Source organism: Pseudorhizobium endolithicum (assembly GCF_902153245.2).
In the GTDB taxonomy this organism is placed as follows: Bacteria; Pseudomonadota; Alphaproteobacteria; order Rhizobiales; family Rhizobiaceae; genus Neorhizobium; species Neorhizobium endolithicum.
The window spans coordinates 26,437-50,490 of record NZ_CABFWF030000015.1 but is presented as its reverse complement, the minus strand read 5'-3'; the positions used below and the strand labels follow the sequence as shown (position 1 = coordinate 50,490).

The 24,054-nt window shown below is 63.6% G+C and carries 29 protein-coding genes; 14 read left to right on the top strand and 15 right to left on the bottom strand.

Annotation, left to right across the window (positions count from 1 at the left end):
• The first annotated feature begins 31 nt into the window (after window positions 1-31).
• The 4 genes from guaA to RTCK_RS17790 all read left to right on the top strand — a co-directional run bounded on the left by guaA (window position 32) and on the right by RTCK_RS17790 (window position 2,699).
• Window positions 32-1,609: a glutamine-hydrolyzing GMP synthase gene (gene guaA / locus RTCK_RS17805; protein ID WP_142593796.1), complete on the top strand. Its 1,578-nt coding sequence runs from the start codon at window positions 32-34 to the stop codon at window positions 1,607-1,609.
• A 65-nt stretch (window positions 1,610-1,674) separates the two neighbouring features.
• Window positions 1,675-1,965: an AbrB/MazE/SpoVT family DNA-binding domain-containing protein gene (locus RTCK_RS17800; protein ID WP_142593795.1), complete on the top strand. Its 291-nt coding sequence runs from the start codon at window positions 1,675-1,677 to the stop codon at window positions 1,963-1,965.
• Window positions 1,962-2,351, top strand: a complete 390-nt coding sequence (locus tag RTCK_RS17795) for a type II toxin-antitoxin system VapC family toxin (RefSeq protein ID WP_142593794.1) — start codon at window positions 1,962-1,964, stop codon at window positions 2,349-2,351. Before RTCK_RS17800 ends, RTCK_RS17795 begins: the two co-directional genes overlap by 4 nt.
• A gap of 3 nt (window positions 2,352-2,354) precedes the next feature.
• Window positions 2,355-2,699, top strand: a complete 345-nt coding sequence (locus tag RTCK_RS17790) for a hypothetical protein (protein WP_235988752.1) — start codon at window positions 2,355-2,357, stop codon at window positions 2,697-2,699.
• A gap of 12 nt (window positions 2,700-2,711) precedes the next feature.
• On the opposite strand, the gene RTCK_RS17785 is transcribed toward RTCK_RS17790, so the two are convergent.
• The 3 genes from RTCK_RS17785 to RTCK_RS17775 form a co-directional block, all read right to left on the bottom strand.
• Window positions 2,712-3,269 carry a methylated-DNA--[protein]-cysteine S-methyltransferase gene (locus RTCK_RS17785; protein ID WP_142593793.1) on the bottom strand — a complete coding sequence of 186 codons (558 nt, stop codon included), beginning with the start codon at window positions 3,267-3,269 and terminating at the stop codon, window positions 2,712-2,714.
• 67 nt (window positions 3,270-3,336) lie between these two features.
• The gene (locus tag RTCK_RS17780; RefSeq protein WP_408004569.1) at window positions 3,337-4,779 is read right to left on the bottom strand and encodes a methyl-accepting chemotaxis protein; all 1,443 of its coding nucleotides are present in this window, start codon (window positions 4,777-4,779) and stop codon (window positions 3,337-3,339) included.
• An 86-nt stretch (window positions 4,780-4,865) separates the two neighbouring features.
• Window positions 4,866-5,030, bottom strand: a complete 165-nt coding sequence (locus tag RTCK_RS17775) for a hypothetical protein (RefSeq protein WP_185928044.1) — start codon at window positions 5,028-5,030, stop codon at window positions 4,866-4,868.
• 170 nt (window positions 5,031-5,200) lie between these two features.
• Between RTCK_RS17775 and RTCK_RS17770 the strand changes: the two genes are divergently transcribed.
• The 3 genes from RTCK_RS17770 (at window position 5,201) to RTCK_RS17760 (ending at window position 7,350) form a co-directional block, all read left to right on the top strand.
• A complete protein-coding gene (locus tag RTCK_RS17770; RefSeq protein ID WP_142593791.1) occupies window positions 5,201-5,548 on the top strand; it encodes an ArsC family reductase in 348 nt (115 codons plus the stop codon).
• An 8-nt stretch (window positions 5,549-5,556) separates the two neighbouring features.
• Window positions 5,557-6,033, top strand: a complete 477-nt coding sequence (gene ybaK, locus RTCK_RS17765; RefSeq protein WP_142593790.1) for a Cys-tRNA(Pro) deacylase — start codon at window positions 5,557-5,559, stop codon at window positions 6,031-6,033.
• 63 nt (window positions 6,034-6,096) lie between these two features.
• Window positions 6,097-7,350 carry an aminopeptidase gene (locus RTCK_RS17760; RefSeq protein ID WP_142593789.1) on the top strand — a complete coding sequence of 418 codons (1,254 nt, stop codon included), beginning with the start codon at window positions 6,097-6,099 and terminating at the stop codon, window positions 7,348-7,350.
• A 43-nt stretch (window positions 7,351-7,393) separates the two neighbouring features.
• Here the strand turns inward: RTCK_RS17760 and RTCK_RS17755 are convergent, their stop codons facing one another.
• The 3 genes from RTCK_RS17755 to RTCK_RS17745 form a co-directional block, all read right to left on the bottom strand.
• Window positions 7,394-7,726, bottom strand: a complete 333-nt coding sequence (locus RTCK_RS17755; protein WP_142593788.1) for a hypothetical protein — start codon at window positions 7,724-7,726, stop codon at window positions 7,394-7,396.
• Window positions 7,727-7,823: 97 nt separating this feature from the next.
• Window positions 7,824-9,431 carry an exodeoxyribonuclease VII large subunit gene (gene xseA / locus RTCK_RS17750; RefSeq protein WP_142593787.1) on the bottom strand — a complete coding sequence of 536 codons (1,608 nt, stop codon included), beginning with the start codon at window positions 9,429-9,431 and terminating at the stop codon, window positions 7,824-7,826.
• Window positions 9,432-9,554: 123 nt separating this feature from the next.
• Window positions 9,555-11,396, bottom strand: coding sequence for a hypothetical protein (locus RTCK_RS17745; protein WP_142593786.1), 1,842 nt, complete (start codon window positions 11,394-11,396; stop codon window positions 9,555-9,557).
• A 118-nt stretch (window positions 11,397-11,514) separates the two neighbouring features.
• Between RTCK_RS17745 and RTCK_RS17740 the strand changes: the two genes are divergently transcribed.
• On the top strand, window positions 11,515-12,510 hold the full coding sequence (locus RTCK_RS17740) for a glycosyltransferase (RefSeq protein WP_142593785.1): 996 nt from the start codon (window positions 11,515-11,517) through the stop codon (window positions 12,508-12,510).
• Window positions 12,507-12,878 carry a GtrA family protein gene (locus RTCK_RS17735; protein ID WP_142593784.1) on the top strand — a complete coding sequence of 124 codons (372 nt, stop codon included), beginning with the start codon at window positions 12,507-12,509 and terminating at the stop codon, window positions 12,876-12,878. Before RTCK_RS17740 ends, RTCK_RS17735 begins: the two co-directional genes overlap by 4 nt.
• A 4-nt stretch (window positions 12,879-12,882) precedes the next feature.
• Here the strand turns inward: RTCK_RS17735 and RTCK_RS17730 are convergent, their stop codons facing one another.
• Window positions 12,883-13,869 carry a Gfo/Idh/MocA family protein gene (locus tag RTCK_RS17730; protein ID WP_142593783.1) on the bottom strand — a complete coding sequence of 329 codons (987 nt, stop codon included), beginning with the start codon at window positions 13,867-13,869 and terminating at the stop codon, window positions 12,883-12,885.
• A 166-nt stretch (window positions 13,870-14,035) separates the two neighbouring features.
• Here RTCK_RS17730 and RTCK_RS17725 point away from each other — a divergent pair, with 166 nt between their 5' ends.
• The 4 genes from RTCK_RS17725 (at window position 14,036) to RTCK_RS17710 (ending at window position 16,742) form a co-directional block, all read left to right on the top strand.
• Window positions 14,036-14,986 carry an aldo/keto reductase gene (locus RTCK_RS17725; protein WP_142522065.1) on the top strand — a complete coding sequence of 317 codons (951 nt, stop codon included), beginning with the start codon at window positions 14,036-14,038 and terminating at the stop codon, window positions 14,984-14,986.
• 3 nt (window positions 14,987-14,989) lie between these two features.
• Complete coding sequence (locus tag RTCK_RS17720; RefSeq protein WP_142522066.1) at window positions 14,990-15,445, top strand: GNAT family N-acetyltransferase; 456 nt, start codon at window positions 14,990-14,992, stop codon at window positions 15,443-15,445.
• A gap of 15 nt (window positions 15,446-15,460) precedes the next feature.
• Window positions 15,461-16,459: an aldo/keto reductase gene (locus RTCK_RS17715; RefSeq protein WP_142522067.1), complete on the top strand. Its 999-nt coding sequence runs from the start codon at window positions 15,461-15,463 to the stop codon at window positions 16,457-16,459.
• 61 nt (window positions 16,460-16,520) lie between these two features.
• Window positions 16,521-16,742 carry a hypothetical protein gene (locus RTCK_RS17710; RefSeq protein WP_142522068.1) on the top strand — a complete coding sequence of 74 codons (222 nt, stop codon included), beginning with the start codon at window positions 16,521-16,523 and terminating at the stop codon, window positions 16,740-16,742.
• Window positions 16,743-16,753: 11 nt separating this feature from the next.
• Here the strand turns inward: RTCK_RS17710 and RTCK_RS17705 are convergent, their stop codons facing one another.
• From RTCK_RS17705 to infC, 8 genes are all read right to left on the bottom strand, one after another.
• On the bottom strand, window positions 16,754-17,377 hold the full coding sequence (locus RTCK_RS17705) for a hypothetical protein (protein ID WP_142522069.1): 624 nt from the start codon (window positions 17,375-17,377) through the stop codon (window positions 16,754-16,756).
• A gap of 73 nt (window positions 17,378-17,450) precedes the next feature.
• Entirely contained in the window at window positions 17,451-19,874 is a 2,424-nt protein-coding gene (gene pheT / locus RTCK_RS17700) for a phenylalanine--tRNA ligase subunit beta (protein WP_142522070.1), read from the bottom strand.
• Window positions 19,875-19,911: 37 nt separating this feature from the next.
• Window positions 19,912-20,187 (bottom strand): DUF2442 domain-containing protein, encoded by a 276-nt coding sequence (locus RTCK_RS17695; RefSeq protein WP_235988751.1) that lies wholly within the window; start codon window positions 20,185-20,187, stop codon window positions 19,912-19,914.
• Window positions 20,168-20,404 carry a DUF4160 domain-containing protein gene (locus RTCK_RS17690; protein WP_142522071.1) on the bottom strand — a complete coding sequence of 79 codons (237 nt, stop codon included), beginning with the start codon at window positions 20,402-20,404 and terminating at the stop codon, window positions 20,168-20,170. Before RTCK_RS17690 ends, RTCK_RS17695 begins: the two co-directional genes overlap by 20 nt.
• A 2-nt stretch (window positions 20,405-20,406) precedes the next feature.
• A complete protein-coding gene (gene pheS, locus RTCK_RS17685; protein ID WP_142522072.1) occupies window positions 20,407-21,489 on the bottom strand; it encodes a phenylalanine--tRNA ligase subunit alpha in 1,083 nt (360 codons plus the stop codon).
• A gap of 166 nt (window positions 21,490-21,655) precedes the next feature.
• Entirely contained in the window at window positions 21,656-22,060 is a 405-nt protein-coding gene (rplT, locus tag RTCK_RS17680) for a 50S ribosomal protein L20 (RefSeq protein WP_142522073.1), read from the bottom strand.
• Between the two features lie 39 nt (window positions 22,061-22,099).
• Window positions 22,100-22,303 carry a 50S ribosomal protein L35 gene (gene rpmI / locus RTCK_RS17675; RefSeq protein ID WP_142522074.1) on the bottom strand — a complete coding sequence of 68 codons (204 nt, stop codon included), beginning with the start codon at window positions 22,301-22,303 and terminating at the stop codon, window positions 22,100-22,102.
• A 202-nt stretch (window positions 22,304-22,505) separates the two neighbouring features.
• A complete protein-coding gene (gene infC, locus RTCK_RS17670; RefSeq protein WP_142593878.1) occupies window positions 22,506-23,042 on the bottom strand; it encodes a translation initiation factor IF-3 in 537 nt (178 codons plus the stop codon).
• Between the two features lie 209 nt (window positions 23,043-23,251).
• Between infC and RTCK_RS17665 the strand changes: the two genes are divergently transcribed.
• Window positions 23,252-24,022, top strand: coding sequence for an alpha/beta hydrolase (locus tag RTCK_RS17665; protein ID WP_235988756.1), 771 nt, complete (start codon window positions 23,252-23,254; stop codon window positions 24,020-24,022).
• The last annotated feature ends 32 nt before the right edge of the window (window positions 24,023-24,054 follow it).

The following is a 24,054-nucleotide window of genomic DNA, read 5'->3' as shown; positions in this document are numbered from 1 at the left end:
ACAAAAGAGAAGTTTTCTCTAAAGGCTCGGCATGACCCAGATCGCCCATCCCGACAGCATTCTCATCATCGATTTCGGCAGCCAGGTGACGCAACTGATCGCGCGCCGCATTCGCGAAGCCGGGGTCTATTGCGAGATCCACCCGTTCCAGAACGCCGCCTCGGCCTTCGAGAAGATGCAGCCGAAGGGCGTGATCTTTTCCGGCGGACCGGCCTCGGTGACTGCGGAGGGTAGCCCGCGGGCGCCGCAGGCGGTGTTCGACTCCGGCGTGCCGATCCTCGGCATCTGCTACGGGCAACAGGCGCTTTGCACGCAGCTTGGCGGCGTGGTCGAGGGCGGCCATGCGGCGGAATTCGGCCGCGCCGACCTGGAAGTGAAGGCGGCAAGCCCGCTGTTCGACGGCATCTGGGAGGTCGGCGGACGCTATCCCGTCTGGATGAGCCACGGCGACCGGGTGACAAAGCTCCCCGAAGGCTTCGAGGTCATCGCGACGTCGGAGAACGCACCCTTCGCGATCGCCGCCGACGAGAGCCGCCGCTACTACACGACGATGTTCCACCCAGAAGTGGTGCATACGCCGGACGGCGCGAAGCTGCTCGCCAACTTCGTGCACAAGATCGTGGGGCTGAAATCCGACTGGACGATGGCCGCCTATCGCGCGGAAATGATCCGCAAGATCAAGGAACAGGTCGGCTCCGAGCGGGTGATCTGCGGCCTCTCCGGCGGCGTCGACTCATCCGTGGCGGCGGTGCTGATCCACGAAGCGATCGGCGACCAGCTCACCTGCATCTATGTCGATCACGGCCTGATGCGCATGGGAGAGAGCGAGCAGGTCGTCGGCATGTTCCGCGACCACTACAATATCCCGCTTGTCCATGTGGATGCTTCCGACCTGTTCCTGACGGAGCTTGCCGGCGTCACCGACCCGGAAGTGAAGCGCAAGACGATCGGCCGCCTCTTTATCGAGGTGTTCGAAGCCGAGGCCACCAAGATCGCCGCCGACGGCAAGGGGGCACCGAGATTCCTGGCGCAGGGCACGCTTTATCCGGACGTGATCGAAAGCGTTTCCTTCTCCGGCGGCCCCTCCGTCACGATCAAGAGCCACCACAATGTGGGCGGTCTGCCGGAGCGGATGAACATGAAGCTCGTCGAGCCGCTTCGCGAGCTCTTCAAGGACGAGGTTCGCGCACTCGGCCGCGAGCTCGGCCTGCCGGAGAGCTTTATCGGCCGCCATCCCTTCCCCGGACCGGGTCTCGCCATCCGCTGCCCTGGCGCGGTCACGCGCGAAAAGCTCGACATCCTGCGCAAGGCGGATGCCATCTATCTCGACGAGATCCGCAAGGCCGGTCTCTACGACACGATCTGGCAGGCATTCGCGGTGCTCCTGCCGGTCCAGACGGTCGGCGTCATGGGCGACTACCGCACCTACGACTTCGTCTGCGCGCTCCGCGCAGTGACTTCGGTCGACGGGATGACGGCGGACTTCTACCCATACGACATGACCTTCCTCGGCCGCACCGCGACCCGCATCATCAACGAAGTGCGCGGCATCAACCGCGTGGTCTACGACGTGACGTCCAAGCCCCCCGGCACCATCGAGTGGGAGTGAGCCGTCTTTCTTGAAGATGAGGTCAGGAGCGATATCTTACCCTCGTCTTACTTGAGGGCTCTGCGATGGCTGGCACCCTTACCACCACGATCTCCACCAAGGGGCAAGTTATCCTCCCCAAGGTGGTCCGGGACCGGCGCGACTGTAACGCCGGCACGAAACTGATCGTCGAGGAAACGCCTGAGGGCGTGCTGCTGAAGCGGGCGCCGATTTTTCCACCGACAAGGCCGAGCGACGTGTTCGGAATGTTGAGAGACAAATACTCCGGTAAACCCAAGACGATCGAGGAAATGGACGCTGGTCTTCTTGAAGCGGTCGCTGCGGATTTCAAGCGCAGTGTCGATCCCGATTCATGATCGCGATCGATACGAACCTCGTCATCCGCTACCTCATCGGTGATCATGCGCAGCAGACCGATCGCGCTCGCGCCATCATCGATGGCGAGATGGTGTTCATGCCGATAGCCGTGACTCTCGAGGTCGAATGGGTGCTTCGGAGTATTTATCGACTGCCTCGATTGGATTGTCTCACATCCATACGAGATTTTGCCGGCCTCCCGACCGTCATTGTCGATGAAGCGCCGATCGTGGCGGAAGCCCTCGAGCTTTCCGCGGGAGGGATGGATTTTGCCGATGCACTGCACCTCCTAAAGGCACAGTATTGTTCATCCTTCGCCACATTCGACGAAAAGCTCGTTCACTATGCGCGGGATGCCGGTTTCGCACAGGTGAGGGAGGCCTGAGACATGAATGAGCGCAAGGACGGAATGCCGAGCGATTCTTCTGCCCATCTGATCCAGATCCTGCTTCCCGCAGCCGATCCGGACGGACGCCCGTTTCCGCCGGAGCTCTTCGCCTCCGTGAGGGACAATCTCGCCCAACGGTTCGGCGGCATCACCTTTCACCGAAGCGCCCCGGCGGAAGGTCTATGGCTCGGCAAGGGCGGCATCGAGCGCGATGCGATCGTCATAGCCGAAGTGATGGTGGAGACGCTCGACCATCACTGGTGGCGGAGCTACCGCAGCGACCTGGAAACAATCTTCCGGCAGGACGAGATCGTTGTCCGGGCACTGCCGATCACCCGCCTCTAGGGACGCCAGCCATCAGAACGGCAATGCCTGCTGGGCCGGCTCTGGCGGTCCCGACCGAACACCCTCCAATTCCAACATACGCATCTTGGTTTCGGATCCGCCGGGAGCGGAAAAGCCACCGAGCTTGCCGCCTGCCGCGAGCACCCGATGACACGGAATGATCAACGCGACCGGATTTTTTGCCATGGCCCGGCCAACCTCCCGCGCCACCTCGGGGCCGGCGCTCAACATCCTGCCCAGCGTACCGTAGGTGGTCGTGCTGCCCCACGCGACCCGGCGAGCCAGATCATAGATCTGCCGGAAGAAGGGATCCTGCTCCTGGAGGTCCAGCCTGAAGCCGGAAAAGTCCGTCGGTTCGCCCACGAAATATCGCTTCACCGCCTCGATCGCCTCCGCCACCTCTCCTGGCGGCGTGCCCCGCTCTGCGCCATCCATGCGGCGCAGCAGCAGTCGCTCTGTTTCTTTCGCCGTACTCGTCGGCAGCTGGAATCGGGTGATCCCCGCCTCGCTCCAGGCGACGCCGCAGAAGCCGGCGGCTGTCGCGAAGATCTCATATCGCTGCTCTGCCATGGCATCGCCCTCCTTGGCTGAAGGATGCCACCGGCACGGCGCATTTCAACCCGTTTCCTGCGTGCATCTACACCCGGATCGCCAGCCGCAGCCCGCCCCAGTGGCGGCCGTTGACGGTGATCGGGGCGGAAATGTCCTTCATCAGCACGAACTGGCCGCCGCCCATATCGCGCCGGTAGGTCTGCAGCAGGAAGGGTTCGGTATTGCGCCCCGCCGCCAATCCCACCCGATCGTTGAAGATGCGGCGATTGCGGCAGTTGGCAGTATTCCACGCCACGTCGCCCGGCCGCTGCGGGTAGGAGAATTTACGGTTATGGGTCGGCAGATAGCCGTTCTCGTCGACGGCGGCGCAAAAGGCGATGCGCTCGTCGCTTGCGGCCGCCTTTTCCTGGATCGCCGGCAGCACCATATCCGTGAACTCGGTGAACCGCGTCATGTATTGGATCGGGTCCGTACCCCGGATCGGCTGGTACTGGCGGTCGAAGAGCGCGGCCATGTCGATGCGGCCAGATCTCACTCCATTCTCGAACGCGATCGAAACCTCTTCGGCAATCGCCATCGCGGAGCGAATGTAGGGAGTATCGGGCGTTTCCGTGCCCGCGCTGGCCGTCGCCTGGATGATGCGCTCGGAGATCGCCACCACCTCGCTGACGCGCGAAGACGTTTCCTGCAGCTTGTCGTTGGAGACCAGGATGGCGGCCGCGGCCGCGGCGATCGAGCCTGCGAAGTCGCCGCACTGGCGATCGACGGCTTCCGTCGCTCCGGCAAGCGAGGAGGCGCTGTCCAGGATCTGCGACATTACGTCTTCGACATCCTGGAACGAACCCTGGACCTCCGTCGCCGTGGCTTTCACCCCCTGCGCGGAAACGCGCGCGCCCTCGCCGGCAGTCACCAGCCGGTCGATGCGACCGCCCAACTGCTCAAGGGTCGACTGAATGGAACTCGTGGTCTGAGAGGTCTGCAGCGAAAGGGCCCGCACCTCTGCGGCGACAACCGCGAAACCCTTGCCGGCATCGCCGGCCCGCGCGGCCTCGATGGCTGCATTCAGGGCCAGAAGGTTGGTCTGGCGGGCGATCGTACCGATGGCGTCAGCGAGCCGGGCGACGTCGGCAAGCGCAGAGGAGAAAGATCGTATCTCCTCGCCGATCTCCTGCGACGCCGTGACCATATGGTCGATCGCGGCAACCGATCCGTTCAGTTGCTGCGCCTGTTCGCCGAGCACCTTGCGTGCGCTGGCGGCCAATTTGTCGGTTTCGCCGAGAGAACGCGCGATATCGCCATTGGCCTCGGCTATCGCCTCCGCCGCCTTGGTCAGACGGGAGAGAAGGGCTGCGTGTTCCGCCGACTGGGCGGCGGTATCCTGAATGGTTCCCGCGATATCGACGAGATGCAGACCGAGGTCGGACGCTTCGAGAGCGAGCCTTGAGACCGCAGCCTGCAGGATATCGCGGCTTACCGTCACGGCGTCTGGCGCCGCATGATCATCGTCAAGTTGAACAACAGCACCCAACATACCCTCCCAAGTATATCGGGAGATTATGTTCGAACAGGCTTAACAATTTGTGTAGAGATCTGTTGCTCTGCGACGGCGGACGATCAGAACTGCTCGAAAGCCTTGGGATCGATGCCAAGGATGGCAAGATCACGCTTGGCAGGCTTGCGATGGTTCTCGACGGCGTTCGAGGCATTGACGGCGGCGCCGAAGACAGCGAAGGCGCGACCGAGAAAGCCACTGCGGACATGCTGGCGTTGGATCGACATGATGTGCTCCTTTGTGTTGAGCTGAATATGGTTCCGGGCCGTTGTTTGTGCAATGCACAAGCAAGCAAGGGAGGCATGCTCGGAAAGCATGCCCCGATGTGATCGAAGTCAATGCTTGCTCAAGGAATACTCTGCTTGTTATCGCTTCCTCCAACTATTGGAGGCATGACGTGACGACGACGATCTACGGCATCAAGAACTGTGACACGATGAAGAAGGCCCGCACCTGGCTTGATGAACGGGGCGTTTCCTACCGTTTCCACGACTACAAGAGCGAAGGTATCGACCGCGGGCATCTGGAGCGCTGGGTCGAAGCCGCGGGATGGGAGACGGTACTGAACCGCGCCGGCACCACCTTTCGCAAACTCGACGATGCGGCCAAGGCCGGCCTCGACCGGGAGAAGGCGATCCGCCTGATGCTGGAGCAACCATCGATGATCAAGCGGCCGGTGCTGGAGACAAACGAAAAGATCGTGGTCGGCTTCAAGCCCGAGCTCTACGAACCGCTGTTTTCCTGAACCCGGTCATGTCGAAATCCACCCGCGCGACCCAGGCACTGACCAAGGCCGGCATTGCCTTCACCACCGTCACCTATGACTACGATCCGACGGCCGAGCGCATCGGATTGCAGGCTGCGGAAGCAATCGGCGAAGCGCCGCACCGCGTCCTGAAGACGCTGATGGCAGAGGTGGACGGCAAGCCGGTCTGCATCGTCGTCCCGTCCGACCGCGAGGTGAGCATGAAGAAGCTCGCGGCGGCCTTCGGCGGCAAGTTTGCAGCCATGATGAAACCCGCCGACGCCGAGCGGCTGACCGGCTACCACGTCGGCGGCATCAGTCCCTTCGGGCAGAAGAAGACTGTCCCCACCGCGATCGAGGAGCAGGCCCTGTCGGAGGCCCATGTCTATATCAATGGGGGGCAGCGGGGCCTGCAGGTGCGCCTTGCGCCCCTCGACGCCCAGGCGGCATTGAACGCGGTCGCGGCACCGCTTACCGCGGAATAACTTCAAACCGCGCCCGAAGCATATTATGTGTTACCCACCCTCCGCAGGACAGGACAGTAGCCCATGAACATCCATTCCGAGATCAATACGACCGTCGATCCGATCAAGCTCGACAAGCTGGCTGAGGTGGCGGTGAAGGTCGGCCTTCAGTTGCAGCGGGATCAGGATCTCGTCATGACGGCCCCGCTCGCCGCCCTGCCGCTGGTGCGCCTGATCACCAAGCATGCGTATATGGCCGGCGCCGGCCTCGTCACCACCTTCTATTCCGACGAGGAGACGACGCTTGCCCGCTATGCCCACGCGCCGGATGCAAGTTTCGACAAGGCGTCCGGCTGGCTCTACGAGGGCATGGCGACGGCCTATGCCAACGGCGCCGCGCGCCTCGCCATCGCAGGCGACAACCCGCTTCTGCTTTCCGGCCAGGATCCCGCCAAGGTGGCACGCGCCAACAAGGCGAACTCCACGGCCTACAAACCGGCGCTGGAGAAGATCTCCAACTTCGACATCAACTGGAACATCATCTCCTACCCCAACCCCTCCTGGGCGAAGGTCGTCTTCCCGGAGCTTCCCGAGGATGAAGCGGTCCTACGTTTGGCCGAAGCCATCTTCGCCGCTTCGCGCGTCGACGTCGCCGATCCGATCTCGGCCTGGGCCGGACACAACGCCAACCTGAAGAAGCGGTCGTCCTGGCTGAACGGCGAACGCTTCTCCGCCCTGCATTTCACCGGCCCCGGTACCGACCTGATGGTGGGGCTGGCAGACGGCCACGAATGGCACGGGGGCGCCTCCACGGCCAAGAACGGCGTGACCTGCAATCCGAACATCCCGACGGAAGAGGTCTTTACCACGCCGCATGCGCTGAAGGTCGAAGGCCATGTCTCTTCCACCAAGCCGCTGTCGCACCAGGGGACGCTGATCGACGAGATCCAGGTCCGCTTCGAAGGCGGCCGCATCGTCGAGGCGAAGGCATCCAAGGGTGAGGCGGTCCTCAACAAGGTGCTCGATACCGACGAAGGCGCCCGCCGCCTCGGCGAAGTGGCGCTGGTGCCGCATTCCTCGCCGATTTCGGCAAGCGGCATCCTGTTCTACAACACCCTCTTCGACGAGAACGCCTCCTGCCATATCGCGCTCGGCCAGTGCTATTCGAAGTGCTTCCTTGAGGGCGCCTCGCTCAGCCAGGAGCAGATCGCCGCCCAGGGCGGCAATTCAAGCCTCATCCACATCGACTGGATGATCGGCTCCGACCGGATCGACATCGACGGCATCAAGGCCGATGGCTCGCGTGTGCCGGTGATGCGAAAGGGCGAATGGGCTTAAGGTTTTCCGTCCGGCGGCTGCGGCAAGCAATTTTCGCAGGCTGTCAGCGATAGTAGACGATCCTGCCGCCGTTGGCGGCAGTCCGCACCCAAAGCACGTTGTAGACCGCGATATTCCGACGCGCCAGCGCGTCCAGCAGCGAAGGATCGCTCGTCACGATCTGCTGGGCGACCCGCATTCGAGCCGGGTAGAGGAAGTAGGATGGGTGCCGCTCGTCTTCCGAAGGATCCTGGATTATCGGAATGGCGGTTACGCCATCATCGTAATGGCGCCCGAACAGGAAGGCTGAAAGCTCGCTCTGTTCGGCCTGCGACGGTCCGGCAACCGCGGCGCTGAGCAGGATGCCCATGGCAGCGGCAGACAATATTCCCTTCATCACTCGCTCCTGATGCCAAAGGCGGATAAGGCCGCCTCTAGAGGAGATAGGCGAGCGCGAGCAGAATTTAAGGGCGCCGCCGCACAGACGGAAGTCGTCAGAACAAGCTGCCCTGCTTCGGCGGCTCGGACACCGCCGCCGGCTTCGGCTTCTTACGGGGAACCTCCGTGGCCGGTGTCGGCGGCGGCACCGTCGCGGCCTCGGCACCCGCCACCGCGGAGACGCGTCCATCCGCCCATTCGATGGCCAGGGCTTGTCCGGCACCGATGGCCGCGGCACGGGTTAGAGGTCGGTCCTCGGCATCGCGCACCACGGCGTAGCCGCGCTTCAGCACGTTCTTGTAGGACAGCGACTGCAGTATCCGGTCCTGGGCCCCCATCAGGCTGCGGTTCTTCGTCAGCGCGTGAGAAACGGCCGTATCCGCGTGCCGCATCAGCGAGGTCAGGTGCTGACGCTCGCGCTGCAGGTGCCCGGTCAATCGCGCAGGCAGCGCCGAAAGTGCAGTGGCGGCGCGGGAGACGCGGCTGTGCTCCTTCAGCATGTGTCGCTCCAGGCAGCGCTCCTTGCGCAGGATCTGTTCGCCGATGAACCGGCGCCGCTCGGCAACGCGGTTGGCCAGAAGCTCGAGCCGCAGACCTCCTGTCGCCTGCTCCAGGCTGCGCCGCTTGACCACCGTCGTACGCTCCAGCCCGCGCCCGAGACCTGCGGCCGCCTCGTCGAAACGGCGGCGCGGCAGGGCGAGCAACTGGTCGAGCGACGGCAGCGCCCGCACCAGCGCGCGCACCGCCTGCCGCCGGTGCTCCATATGGCGGCTCGCACAGCCCCGCAGCCGCGCGGCAAGGCTCGCAAGTTGCGCGTCGAGTTCCGCCTTCACCGGCACCGCCATCTCGGCAGCGCCCGTCGGCGTCGGCGCGCGAATATCTGCGGCATGGTCGATCAGCGTCCAGTCGGTCTCATGCCCGACCGCGGAGATCAGGGGGATTCGGCTGTCTGCCGCGGCGCGCACCACCGCCTCGTCGTTGAAGCTCCAGAGGTCCTCCACGCTGCCGCCGCCGCGGGCGACGATCAGCACGTCCGGCCGCTTCACCGGCCCGTCCGTCGGCAGATCGTTGAAGCCGCGGATGGCCGCGGCAACCTCCTCGCCGGAACCCTCGCCCTGCACCTTGACGGGCCAGACGATCACGTGGACCGGGAAACGATCGGTGATACGGTGCAGGATGTCGCGGATGACCGCCCCGGTGGGCGAGGTAACGACGCCGATCACATGCGGCATGAACGGCAAGGGCCGCTTGCGCGCCTGGTCGAACAGCCCTTCCGCCGCGAGCCGCCGACGCCGCTCCTCCAGAAGCGCCATCAGCGCGCCGGCGCCCGCCGGCTCCAGGCTTTCTATGACGATCTGGTACTTCGAGGAGCCGGGGAAAGTCGTCACCTTGCCGGTAGCGATAACCTCCATGCCCTCCTCCGGCCTGAACCGGATGCGCGGAAACGTCCCCTTCCAGATCACCGCGTCGATGCGCGCCCTGTCGTCCTTCAGGCAGAAATAGGCATGGCCGGAGGAATGCTGGCCACGATAGCCGGAGATCTCGCCGCGCACGCGCACATGGTCGAAGGCCGTCTCCACCGTCCTCTTGATCGAGCCGGACAGTTCGGAGACGGAGAGTTCGACGAGATTGGTCGGCGAATCCTTGGCGGCAAACGTGCTCATGCCATCCTTCTATAGGAACGGGAGTTCCATTTCACCTCCCCGACTGCCGGTTCATGGGGATGATTGGGCATAGTTGTCGTGCCCGGCGACGCTACACCTGAGACGGCAGGGCCGCCCGCAGCCTTACCGGCTCGCTTCCACGCGAAATATCGAAAAGCCGCCTTCCGAGGTTCCGACGGGATGCAGGTAGGACGGGACTTTGCCGCGCGAGAGGACCGCGTACAATCCGTCGGGCTTCATTTGGATCAGCGACCGGGTCTGCGGATCGGACCCGCAGAATGCAAGCAGCGTGACGCCGGCGCCATCCAGGAACGCACGGGCTTCTTCCGGCGGCGCCAGACCGATATGCAGTTCCGTCAGCATGCCCGCCTGGTTGCGATGATAGGGAGCGGCCAACACCCGATGCCCGGTAAAGCGCAGGATTTCGGCGCCGCTGTTGGAAGGCGCCGCGACGACCCCGGGGTCCAGTTCCGCCAGGAGAGGCAGCCCGCCCTCCGCAGAGCATTCACCGCTTTGAGGACGTGAACCGCTGTCCTGCGCCACCGTCTCCATACCGATCGGTGTCTCCGCCCCTTCATCGAGCAGCGCCCCTGCCAGGGCCCAAACCGCCGGAACGGACAGAAGCACGACCATGACATAGGCGAAGGCCGCATTCGGATTTTCCGGATCCGCCTGCGAGCCCAGCCGCAGATCGACGATCAGCAGGGAAAGCGGCAGGATCGCCAGCATGTTGGCGAAGAAGAAGCCCCTGACCTGCACCAGGGCCACGGCCCAGGTGGCGCCGATGAGCAGCAGCAGCACCAAGTGGACCTCCCGCGCCTCGCCCCGGAGTGCTCGGAACAGGCAGACGGCCATCGCCAGGAAGCCGACGGCATAGTAGCCGCCGAGGCTGTAGGGCGCGTTCGAGAGAATGGCACGGAACGACTGCGCCTCGGTCACGGCGTCGAGCCACAGCGTGACCAGCATCGGGTCGAGGCCGCTCAACGGGCTGCCGAGGCATTGCGGCGCGATCACCAGGACCGTAGCGGCCAGCGTCGCCGCGATCAGGGCAGCGAGCCCGAGCCTTCCCCGCATATTTCCGCCGCCCCATAGACCGGTGACGCAGGCCAGGAGGGCTCCTCCCATGGCCGACAGGGCATAGAAGCCGAGGGACAGGCTGTCGCAGGTCACCGCCCCGTAGGCGTTGGGTGGGACGGTCAGGAAGAAGGCGATGGAGATGGCGACGGCAAGGGCAATACCGAAAGACCGCGCCGCACGGCCTGCCGCATCCCCGTTCCATATCCATTGCAGCGCGACGCAGAGACAGGCCGCGGCAACGAAGGGCACCATTTCCGCTCCGATCGCGATGGAGAACGCGCAGGCGCTCCCTGCCGCCGCGTAGCTCGATGGGCGACGGTCGGGATCGGCGAGCATGGCCGCGACCCACGCCGCCAGCACAAGCTGAAGGTTGTGGTGATCGATGGCGCCGGGGTGGAAGCGTATGCAGGTGAAGGCGAAGAGGCAGCCCAGACCCAGCGCGACATGCATCGCCACCGGTCCCGCCAGCCGATGCGCCGCAAGGCCGAGCGGATAGAGAAGGAAGGGAATGAGGAGCAGGGGCCAGACGGTCAATGCGACGGCCTCTGCCCCGCTCTGTGTCAGGAACAGAGAACCCGCCCGGATCAGGGCGGCGATCGGCAGGTCAACGAGCCGCGACCAGTGCATCGGCGTTCCGCCTTCCAGCCCCAGCCGGTACTGCATCAGGTCGAACCAGCCCTGCCCGACAAGAAGATCCCTCACCTGGACGAGGCGCATGATGTCGTCGTTGTCGTCGCCGACATAATCCGTGGCCGACGGAATGGACATCGCCAGCAGCATGGCGATCGTGACCAGCGCGTAGAGGGCTGTCACGAGCACGGGACGTGCCGAGTGTGTCGGCGCGACGTTGCCGCTTTCCCGATGAACTGCACCGATCGCGTCTGTCATTGGCGGCTTGGTTTTTCCCTATCGATGGCCGGAAACCTAGCCTTAACCTTCCCAAGAAATAGTAAAGCCGTCGCGCCGGTAGTTCCTGCGCCGATTTTCCGTACTGCGAGTGAAAATCATGACTGCAGGACAGCACGACATCGCCATTCTCCTGCCTTGCTACAATGAGGCGGCAACCATCGCCGACGTCGTGCGGGGTTTTCGGGAGGCGCTGCCCGGAGCACGCATCTACGTCTACGACAACAATTCCACCGATGGTACGGCGCTGAAGGCAATGCTTGCCGGCGCGACGGTTGTGCGGGAGAGACGGCAGGGCAAGGGCCATGTCGTGCGCCGGATGTTCGCCGATATCGATGCCGACATCTATGTGATGGCCGACGGCGACGGCACCTATTCACCGGGAGATGCCGAGGAACTCGTCCGCACGCTGCTGACGGAACAGGCCGACATGGTCGTCGGCACCCGCCGCGGCGTGCGGGCGGATGCCGGCCGGCAGGGTCACGCCTTCGGCAACCGTATCTTCAACCTCCTCTACCGCACGATCTTCGGCCGCGATTTCACCGATATATTTTCCGGCTACCGTGCCTTCTCGCGCCGCTTCGTGAAGAGCTTCCCGGCTGTCTCCCACGGCTTCGAGATCGAGACCGAGATGTCCGTGCACGCGTCGCGGCTGAGGCTGCCGGTCAGCGAGATCGAGCTCGGTTACGGCCGCCGGCCGGAGGGCTCGCATTCCAAGCTCTCGACCTTCCGGGACGGCGGCAGGATCCTCTGGATGTTCGCCATGCTGATGAAGGAAACCCGTCCCTTCGTCTTCTTCAGTGCGATCAGCGCCGTGGCGATGGCGGCGAGCATCCTCTTCATGCTGCCCGTGCTCGCTGAATATTTCGCCACCGGCTATGTGAGCCGGATCCCGACCTGGATCCTGTCCATGGCATTGATGATGATGTCGCTACTGATCCTCACGGCCGGCCTTGTGCTCGACTCGCTCTCACGCGCCCGCAACGAGCAACTGCGCCTTCACTACATCAGCCTGCCGAAGACGCTCGGCGCGGCGCCGAGGCCGGCACACTCCTCCACGACGGCCGATCAAGCACGTCCTGCCGACGCGGCATGAAAAAACTTGCCTGGTTCATCGTCTCCGGCGGCACCGGCTTTGCAGTCGATGCCGGCGTGACACAGCTTCTGCTCTGGTTCACGTCCATAGGTCCGTTCGCGGCCCGCGTGCCCGCCATCATGACTGCCATGGCCGTGACATGGTTCCTCAACCGCAGCTTCACCTTCGGCCGTTCGTCATCCTCACTCGCTGCCGAGGGCTTCCGCTACTGGGCCGTCGGCATCACCGCAGCCCTCCTCAACTATGCGGTCTATTCCACGCTCATCGCCCGGCTGCCGGTGCAGCCCATCGCGGCGATCGTGTTCGCCTCGCTCGCCGCCATGGCCTACAGCTTCTTTGGCTATTCGCGCTTCGTCTTCCGGCGCTGAAGGGTCACACCGCTTCCCAGCCGTCACGGCCGCTGGCACGGTAGATGGCGTCGATGAACTTCTGGTTTTTCAGCGAATTCTCCAGCGTCACAACCTCGGCAGTCTCGCCGGCCGCGGCCCGCGCGAAAGCCTCCGCCTGGCGGCGGTACTGACGGCTGTCCTGGAAGCGGAAGATCTGCGATTCCGTATGCTTCTGGTTGGTGAGCTCGATCTCTTCCGCACCCCAGCGCTCCGCATTGAAGGGGGACTTCACCTCGATGTAGCCCTCCGTCCCGTGGAAGACCATCACCTGGCGGTTTGCCATCTGGGTTGCCACGTAGAAGCTCATCTCGAAGTCCCCGAAGTCGGCCCGGACGCTCGAATAGATGTCGGTTCCGAATTCCGGATCCCGCTCCGTCACCGCCTGGACGCGTAACGGTTCCCGGCCTGTGACGAAGCGGGTGGTGATGGTCGGGTAGACGCCGATATCCGGCAGCGCGCCGCCGCCCAGCTCAGGAATGTTGCGCATGTTGGAGGGGTCGCGGTTGAAGTAGGTAAAAGCGCCCTGCACCTGCCGCAGCCGGCCGATCGCCCCCTCGGCGACGAGTTCCCGTACCTTCTGCCAGACCGGTGCATAGGTCACCATGAAGGCTTCCGAGATCAGCACCTTGTTGCGGTCGCGCGCGGCAATCAGCGTCTCGATCTGCTCCGCCTTGAGCGCGATCGGCTTTTCCGAAAGCACGTGCTTGCCGGCGTCGGCTGCCTTGACCGACCATTCGACATGCTGGCTGGTCGGCAGCGGGATATAGACCGCGTCGATTACGTCGGAAGCGAGCATCTCCTCGTAAGAGCCGAAGGCGTGCGGTGCGGAGAACCGATCCGCCATGGCGCGTGCCTTGGCGAGGTCGCGGCTGGCGATGGCGCTCACCACGCAGTTCTCCGCATCCTGGATCGCCGGGACCACAAGCTCCCGGCCGATCTTCGCCGTCGACAACACCCCGAAACGCAGCATCTGTTTTCCTCCTTGCAGCAGTTCGGGCGGCACCATAGGTGCGCTTGCGGCCCGATGCAACGCGGGAACATGCGCGGCCGGAGGATCAGAAATTCTCGCTTTGACAGCCGCGGCCTGCACCGTACATTCGGGGCACGATCTTCCTCCCTAAGCCCACGGAGTCCCCATGGAACAACGCGCCCTCGGCCGAACCGGTCTTTCCATCGCGCCGATCGTTTTCGGCGGCAATGTCTTCGGATGGACCGCAGACGAGAAGACTTCCTTCGACCTGCTCGACCGGTTCTTCGACGCCGGCTTCAACGCCATCGACACGGCCGATGTCTATTCCGCCTGGGTCGACGGCCATGCCGGCGGGGAAAGCGAAACGGTCATCGGCAAATGGCTGAAACGCGGCTACGTCGCGCGCGACCAGGCGGTCATCGTCACCAAGGTGGGCTTCGACAACCGGGACCGCAAGACCGGCCTGTCTGCGGGGTGGATCGCAGAAGCCGCGGAGGCGTCCCTCAAACGCCTCGGCACCGACTACATCGACCTCTACCTCGCGCACCAGCCGGATGACGAGGTGCCGCATGAGGAAACACTCGCCGCACTGGACCGCCTGAGGCAGGAGGGCAAGGTGCGGGCCATCGGGTGCTCGAACTTCGACGTCCACCGGTTGCAGGCCTCGCTTGATGCCGCTGCGCAACATGGCCTGCCGCGCTACGACGTCATCCAGCCGGAGTACAATCTCTACACGCGCGACAAGTTCGAGGGGCCGCTTGCCGAACTATGCGTTCGCGAGAACATCGGCGTCATCAGCTATTACGCGCTGGCAGCCGGCTTCCTCACCGGAAAATACAGGAGCAGGGAAGACACCGAAGGCTCTTCCCGCGGCTATCGCGTCGGCGACTACCTGAACGACAAGGGCTTCCGGATACTCGCTGCGCTCGACGAGCTTGCCGTGGAGACGGACGCGGAACCGGCTACGATCGCGCTTGCATGGCTGATCCAAAAGAAGGGCCTCGCGGCGCCGATCGCAAGCGCAACCAGTCTGGCACAGTTGGAAACGATCATGGCCGCGGCGGATCTCTCCCTGTCGGCGGACCAGATGAAGCTCCTCGACGAAGCCGGAGCGTAAGCCATGGCGAACAAAGCAACCGTGACAGTACGTGCCGCCGGGCCGAAGGACGAAGCCGCCTGGCGCCGGCTATGGGCGGACTACCTCACCTTCTACGAATTGACGCTCGACCCTGCCATCACCGATGCCACCTGGGCCAAGGCGATGAGCGACGGCTCGGCAATCTTCATGCGGGTTGCGGAACTGGACGGCGAGGTGGTCGGCTTCACCATGTCGCTGACGCACGAAGGCACCTGGATCACGAGCCTCGACTGCTATCTGGAGGACCTGTTCGTCGACGAGACGGCCCGCGGCCGGGGCGTCGGACGGGCGCTCCTCGATGACCTTGTCACACTCTGCAGGCAGAACGGCTGGTCGCGCCTCTACTGGCATACGGCGGAAGACAACGCCGCGGCTCGCCGGCTCTATGACAGCTATGTCGAGACCGACAACCACATCCGCTATCGCATCGAGTTCTAACGCAGGATCGTCACCATGAAAGCCAGGCAGCTTGGACCGCATCTCACCGTTTCCGCCATCGGCCTCGGCTGCATGGGCATGAGCCATGCCTATGGCGGCCAGGACGAGCAGGCATCGATCCGCACGCTTCATCGTGCCGTGGAACTGGGCGTCACCTTCTTCGACACCGCGGAAGTCTACGGTCCGTTCGAGAACGAGATCCTGGTCGGCAAGGCCTTGAGACCCTACCGGGACAAGGTGGTGATCGCCACAAAGTTCGGCTTCCGCATCGACACCTCCGCCAGGGGCGCCACTGCCATGTCCGGCGTCGACAGCCGGCCGGAACATGTGCGCGCGGTCGCCGAAGCTTCGCTGAAACGGCTCGGCGTGGACGTGATCGACCTCCTCTACCAGCACCGGGTCGATCCGGCCGTGCCGATCGAGGACACCGTCGGCGCGATGGCGGATCTGGTGAAGGAGGGCAAGGTGCGGGCGCTCGGCCTTTCGGAAGCCGGAGCCGACATCATCCGCCGTGCCCACGCCGTCCACCCGATCTCCGCGCTGCAGAGCGAATATTCTCTCTGGACTCGTGATCCGGAAGGCGAAATCCTCGACACCTGCCGGGAGCTCGGCATCGGTTTCGTGCCGTTCAGCCCGCTCGGCCGCGGCTTCCTCACCGGCACGATCCAGAACCCCGACGAGCTTGCCGCCGACGATTTCCGCCGAACCATCCCGCGCTTCAGCGAGGAAAACATGGCGGCCAACGCCGCGCTCATCCAGCTCCTCGGAGAAATGGCGGCGGACAAGGGCATCACCGCCGCTCAGCTGGCACTCGCCTGGGTGCTGCATCGGGGCGACGACATCGTGCCGATCCCGGGCGCCCGCAAGATCCCGCACCTGGAACAGAACGTCGCTGCCGCCGGGATCACGCTGACGCTGCAGGAGGTCCAGGAACTGGGCGACCTGCTGACACCGGAAAAATTCGCCGGCGCCCGCTACGGGCAGCAGGCCGCCGCCTGGACGCCACCGCGATAGAGCTCTCGATGCTGGCACAAAAGGTCCTCACGCTTGTTGTACCTTCATCAGGAGGTGCAGCATGATCCAGGACCAGAAGACCACGCAGGGCGCAAACGACCGTTCCCGCAATGACACCATTGCCCAGAGCGGGCCCGGCATCCCCGACGACGGCGGCCAACCGGTCGACGTCGACGAAGCTGCGGTGGAGCGGGCCCGCACCCGCCTTGCCGGCGATGCGCGCGCGGACCTGAAGCGCGAGGTGGAGGAACAGATCGACAAGCCGCAACGGGGATCGGCCTGAGTGGGCAAGGATCAGGCCCGGACCGCCGGCACGGGAAAACCTTCGTAGAAGGCGGAATGGTCGCCGCAGTGGTTCGCCATGCCCGGCTTCGTCAGCACGCCCCGCGGCTCGGCATAGCTCATGATCCGGCGAACAGGCCGCTCATGCCACTGGATGTTGAAGGCCCATAGCTTCGGGAAGAAGCAGAGCGATGCATAAGGAAGATGGTCGTGGATCCACCATGCCATCTTTCGCCAATCGCCTTCGTCCCGGTAGTTGTCGATCAGCCACGGCACGACGATGCAGGCGGTTGCGCCCATGCAACCGTCGGCGTCGCGCATGTCCCATATATGATCCGCGGCCGAGGCGGCATTGGTCGAGCAGTTCAGCTTGTTCCTGTTGCCAAAAGCGTTGACCGCCGCCGCGCGGTAGCCGGAGCGCAGGTGAAGTCTGCCGAACGTCGCCTGCAGCGGCTCCAGCAGTTCCTCGCAAAGCCGCCGCCCTGCCTCGATCGCCAGATCGGGATCATCCGGCAGGTTGGGAATATCGTAGGTGGCGGCGATCTCGGAGAACAGGAAGTCGCGAAAGAAGAAATTCCTCGACAGCCTGACGCGGCCGAGATCCTCCAGCCCCTTCATCGAATTCGGCTTGCGCATCTCCGCCCCACGAAAAAAGCCTGTCCCGAAGCAGGGACAGGCTATCTCGCCGTCAACCGTTGCACCACCCGTTTCAGGCGCGCAACGTACCGCCCGTCGACTTCTCGACATTGCCGACGATCTTGGCCGTCAGCGCCTCGAAATCCTCGTCGGTCAGCGTCCGGTCGACCGGCTGGATCAGCACTTCGATGGCGACGGACTTGCGGCCCTCGCCAAGCGAGGCACCTTCGAAGACGTCGAAGACGTTGACGCCGGTGATCAGCTTGCGGTCGGCACCCGATGCAGCCTTGATGATCGCACCCGCTTCTACATTGCTCCCGACCACGAAGGCGAAATCGCGCTTGACCACCTGGAAGGGTGAAAGCTCGAGCGGTGGCTTCGTGCGGGTTGCCTTCTTCTTCGGCTCCGGCATGGCATCGAGGTAGACCTCGAAGCCGCACAGCGCGCCGGAAACGTCGAGTGCGCCGAGCATCTTCGGATGGAATTCGCCGAAATATCCGAGCACGACCTTGGGCCCCATCTTGATGGTGCCGGAGCGGCCGGGATGATACCAGGACGGCCCACCCTTCTCGATCTGGACGTTGCCCATCGGCAGGCCGCAGGCTTCCAGCACCGCCAGAGCGTCCGCCTTCGCGTCGAAGACATCGACCGGTTTTCCGCCGCCCTTGGCCGTGTTCGACCAGAGCCGGCCGGCGCCGTTGATGGAGGCGGTGCCGCGGCGCACGCCGCCCGCCACGCGGCGCTGGCCGTCCGGCGTATCGCTTTCATAGGTGCCGGAAACCTCGAAGATCGCCACGTCGCCATAGCCCTTGTCGGCGTTGCGCTGGGCCGCGGTCAGCAGGCCCGGCAGCAGCGAGGGCCGCATGTCGGACATGTCGGAGGCGATCGGATTGGCAAGCTTCAGGCTCGGCGCCCCGCCGCCGAAGAGCTTGGCCTGTTCCTCGGAGATGAAGGACCAGGTGACAGCTTCCAGCATGCCGCGGGCGGCCAGTGCACGGCGGGCGGTGCGGCTGCGAACCTGCAGCGTCGTCAGGATGCGGCCGTTGACCGAGCCGAGGTTGTCGATCGGTTCCGGCATGATCTGGTCGACGCCGTGGATGCGCATGACTTCTTCCACAAGGTCGGCCTTGCCGTCGATGTCGGGACGCCAGGAGGGGACGGTCACCGAGAAGCGGCTGCCTTCGCCCTTCACGCCGAAGCCGAGGCGTACGAGGATCTCCCGGCTTTCCTCCGGCGAGACGTCAAGGCCCGTCAGGCGCTTGACCTCCGACGTCGGGAAGTCGATCACCTTCGGCTGATAGCCCTTGTAGCCGACCACCTTCGCTTCTGCCGCCGTACCGCCGCACAGCTCCAGCACCAGCTCCGTCGTTCGCTCAAGCCCCGGAACCATGTATTCCGGATCGACGCCGCGTTCGAAACGGTAGCGCGCATCGGTGATGATGCCGAGCGAGCGGCCGGTCTTGGCGATATTGATCGGGTCCCACAGCGCCGATTCGATCAGCACGTCGGTGGTGTTCTCGTCACAGCCGGAATGCTCGCCGCCCATCACGCCGCCAATGGATTCGACGCCGTTGTCGTCGGCGATCACCACATTGTTCGGTGTCAGCTTGTATTCACGCTGATCGAGCGCCAGCACAGTCTCGCCTTGCAAGGCGCGCCGCACCGTCAGATCGCCCTTGACCTTGGCGGCATCGAAGACGTGCATCGGCCGGCCCTGATCGAACGTCATGTAATTGGTGATGTCAACGAGCGCGTTGATCGGACGCAGGCCGATCGCCTTCAGCCTCCGCTGCATCCAGGCGGGGCTAGGCCCGTTCCTGACGCCGCGCACCAGGCGCAGGCCGAAACCGGGGCACAGCCGCTCGTCGTCGAGCACGATCTTCAGGTCAACCGCGGTCTCACCTTCCGTCCTGAAGTCCCGCTTGGCATGTTGCTTCAGGGTGCCGAGTCCGGAGGCCGCAAGATCGCGAGCAATGCCATAGATCGAGGTGCAATCCGGGCGGTTCGGCGTCAGGTTGATCTCGATGACCGGGTCATCGAGCCCGGCATAGCTCGCGAAAGCGGTCCCGATCGGCGCATCGGCGGGCAGGTCGATGATGCCGTCATGGTTCTCGGAAATATCCAGTTCCTTCTCCGAGCACATCATGCCGTGGCTCTCGACGCCGCGGATGTTGCCCACGGACAGCGTCACGTCGATGCCCGGGACATAGGTGCCAGGCCGCGCCAGCGCACCGACGAGACCGGCGCGGGCATTGGGCGCGCCGCACACCACCTGCACCGGCTTGCCGTCACCGGCATCGACCATCAGCACCTTCAACCGATCCGCCTGGGGATGCTGCTCCGCCGAAACGACCTTGGCGATGACGAAGGACTTGTAGGCGGCCTTGTCGTCAACGTCCTCGACCTCAAGCCCGATCGCCGTCAGGCGCTCGCAGATCTGTTCAAGGGTGGCATCGGTTTCCAGGTGGTCCTTGAGCCAGGAGAGCGTGAATTTCATATGTCTGTTCTCGTCTGATAATTCATCAAGATGCCAGTCAAGCGGCCCGATCGGGAGCCTTGGCTCCAGGCGCCTTTATGCCCAGAAACATGCTCTTGACCGAGATGCCTTCATCGACGGCAGTCCACCAAATGCCCTCGTACATCAGTTCGATGTCGTTGAGCTGCTTGTCGTCCAGTCCCGACACAAAGGGGTACCACCACAACGGCGTCGATATAACGCGGCCATCAGCCAGTGCGACATGGACTTCGCCATCGGCGCACCAAGCCCGGACCGGCCGCATGTCATCGGTTTCAAACACCAAAGAAGTCATTCCAGACGCCTATCCATTCATCCCGATGATCGGAAGCTACCTCAAGCAACCTGCCGATCTCCTGATCAGTATAGCCCCGGTTATGGGCGACTTCCAAACTCTTCAACCAGATCTTGAGGGACCTGCCGTCCTTGACGATATGGACATGCGGCGGCTCGCCCACATCCAGCGCATAGAAGCGGAACTTGTATCCGTGCCAAATCAGCAGCGTCGGCATACCTACTGGCTCAACCCGCCGAACAAAGTCGGCATGTCGAGCGGGCGGAAGCCGTAGTGGTTCATCCAGCGGACATCGGCGTTGAAGAAGTCGCGCAGATCGGGCATGCCGTATTTCAGCATGGCGATACGGTCCAGCCCCATGCCCCAGGCAAAGCCCTGATACTCGTCGGGATCGAGCCCGCCGGCGCGCAGCACGTTCGGATGAACCATGCCGCAGCCCAAAATCTCCATCCAGTCGGAGCCCTCCCCGAACTTGACGATCGGGCCGGAACGGTCGCACTGGATGTCCACCTCAAAGCTCGGCTCGGTGAAGGGGAAGAAGGACGGGCGGAAGCGCATCGTCACGCTGTCGACTTCGAAGAAGGCCTTGCAGAATTCTTCCAGAATCCAGCGCATGTGGCCGACATGGCTCTTCTTGTCGACGACCAGTCCCTCGACCTGGTGGAACATCGGCGAATGCGTCGCGTCTGAGTCCTGCCGGTAGGTCTTGCCGGGGATGACGATGCGGATCGGCGGCTTCTGCGCTTCCATGGTCCGCACCTGCACCGGCGAGGTGTGCGTGCGCAGAACCTTGCGTTCCCCCTTCTCGTCAGCCTGGAAGAAGAAGGTGTCGTGCATTTCGCGGGCCGGGTGGCCTTCCGGGAAGTTCAGCGCCGTGAAGTTGTAGTAGTCGGTCTCGATATCCGGACCTTCGGCGATCGAGAAGCCCATGTCGGCAAAGACTGCGGTGATCTCGTCGACGATCTGGCTGATCGGGTGGATGCGGCCGCGCTCGGCAGGAGAGGAACGCACAGGCAGCGACACGTCCACCGTCTCGGCCTTCAGCCGCGCCTCGATCGCCGCATCCTTCAACACGGTCCTGCGGGTCGCGATCGCGTCGGTGATCTCGTTCTTCAGCGCATTGATCGCAGCACCCCGGGTCTGGCGCTCCTCGGCTGTCATGGAGCCGAGCGTCTTGAGGAGTTCCGAGACCGAGCCCTTCTTGCCGAGCGCATTGACGCGGACCGCCTCGATGGCTGCCTCGTCGCCGGCCGCGGAAATCTCCGCCAGGATCGATGTTTTCAGGTTTTCCAGATCGGACATGGTTTCTTCCGTTAATGGTCGGAGAGAGTGTTTGGAACGTGTCTTAGTGTCGACCACCGTCGGTCGTCAAAGCAGACATACCGGCCGCAAAAGAAAAACCCGCGCCAGCCTGCACCAGCGCGGGTTTCCCAAAAACTATGAAGCTTTGAAGCCTGGGAAGCGCTGGTTACCGAACCGCGCTTTCAAACTCGTTGGCCGTGCCGTTTTCCTTGAGGTACTCGAGCGCCTTCTTGGAAGCGTCGACGAGGGCACCGAAGGCAGCCGGCTCATGGATGGCCATGTCGGACAGGACCTTGCGGTCGACTTCGATGCCAGCCTTGTTCAGGCCGTCGATGAAGCGGCCGTAGGTCAGGCCGGATTCGCGGACGGCAGCATTGATGCGCTGGATCCACAGGGCGCGGAAGTTCCGCTTCTTCACCTTGCGGTCGCGCGTCGCATACTGGCGCGAACGATCGACGGCGGCCTTGGCGGCGCGGATGGTGTTCTTGCGGCGGCCGTAGAAGCCCTTGGCTGCCTTGAGGGTCTTGGTGTGCTTTGCGCGGGACGTTACGCCACGTTTTACGCGTGCCATGTCATGATCTCCTTAATGATCCAAATCGGCGAAAAGGTCTCAGAGACCGTTCGGCAGGTAGTTCTTCACGACCTTCTTGCCGTCAGCTTCGGCAAGGATCATCGTGCCGCGTGCATCGCGGATGAACTTGTTGGACCGCTTGATCATGCCGTGGCGCTTGCCGGCGGCAGCTGCGACGACCTTGCCGGTCGCCGTGATCTTGAACCGCTTCTTGGCGGACGACTTCGTCTTCATCTTGGGCATTTTGCTACTCCATTCTTCTTTCAGAAACCGGCTGACGAGGCCTGCTTCAAGCATATTAAGAACGGCCTCGGCATGCCCTGCCGGACCGTTCGGACGCGCGCTTATAACCGCAGTCGGAAAAAAGCGCAACGGGATGCGTGAAGGTTTTGTCCCCCGGCCGGGGCCGGTCTTTCCGGCCACCGGTCGGCGCTGCTTCCGACGCTTAACGCGGCGCCAGCACCATCATCATCTGGCGGCCTTCGAGCTTCGGCTCGGCCTCCACCTTGGCGATCTCCGCCGTATCTTCCTTGACCTGCTGCAGGAGCTTCAGGCCGAGTTCCTGGTGGGCCATTTCGCGACCGCGAAAGCGCAGCGTGACGCGCACCTTGTCGCCGTCCTCGAAGAACCGGTTGATCGCCTTCATCTTCACCTCATAGTCATGGGTGTCGATGTTGGGGCGCATCTTGATTTCCTTGATCTCGACGATCTTCTGCTTCTTGCGCGCCTCGGCAGCCTTTTTCTGGTTGGCATATTTCAGCTTGCCCAGATCGAGAATCTTGCACACCGGCGGGTCGTTGTTCGGGGAGATTTCGACGAGGTCCAGGCCGGCGTCCTCCGCCATCCTCAGCGCTTCGTCCGTCGCGCCGACCCCGAGATTGTTTCCATCGGCATCGATAAGCTGAACCCTTGGGATCCGGATTTCCCGGTTTGAGCGCGGCCCTTCCTTGACGGGGGCATCGGCTTTGAACGGTCTGCGAATGGTCGTATTCTCCTTGGCTGTTTCGGTATCGGGCAGAAAAACCCACGCAATTCGCGAAGGCGTCGGCAATGTCGTGATCACGACGGCGAAGTCAATAGCATAGCTTTGCAGGAAAATCACCTGCTGCCGACAGAGTAAGAATCTGTTTTATAAGGCGGCCAACAAAGGAGGCCGCCATGTCGCAGATCGAGATCACGCCACCCGAACCGATGACGATCACCGTCGGCGGTCCGGGCACCGAACGGCAGATCGCCATCCTCCGGCGGTCCGCCACCGCCGGAGGTCCGACGCTCGTCTGGCTCGGCGGCTACCGCTCGGACATGACCGGCACGAAGGCGGTCGAGATGGATGCCTTCGCCATCCGGGAAGGATTGGGGGCGGTCCGCTTCGACTATTCCGGCCACGGCGCCTCGGGCGGAGAGTTCCGCGACGGCACCATCTCCCGATGGCTTGAGGAGGCGCTCGCGGTTCTTGACGCGGTGAAGCCCCTGCAGGTCGTCCTGGTCGGCTCCTCGATGGGCGGCTGGATCGCATTGCGGCTGGTCCAGGAGCTTCGCCGCCGCGGCCACAGGCCGCAGGTTGTTGGCATGGTGCTGATCGCGCCCGCTCCCGACTTCACCTGCGACCTCGTCGAACCCCATCTCACCGACGCGCAACGCGCCACCCTCGACGAGAAAGGGTATTTCGAAGAGCACTCGGAATACGGCCCGGAGCCGAACATCTATACTCGGGGTCTTCTCGAAGACGGTCGCCGCAACCTCGTACTCACCGGGATCATCGAGACCGGCTGCCCGGTGCACATCCTGCAGGGCATGGCGGATCCGGACGTGCCTTACCGCCACGCCCTGAAGCTCGTGGAGCACCTTCCGGCCGACGATGTCGTTCTGACCCTGATCCGCGACGGCGACCACCGTCTTTCGCGGCCCCAGGACATCGAGAAACTCCTCTCCGCGATCGGCACCCTCATAAATAATGATTAATAATTAAGCTGCGGCTAAAAAGCATCACCTTT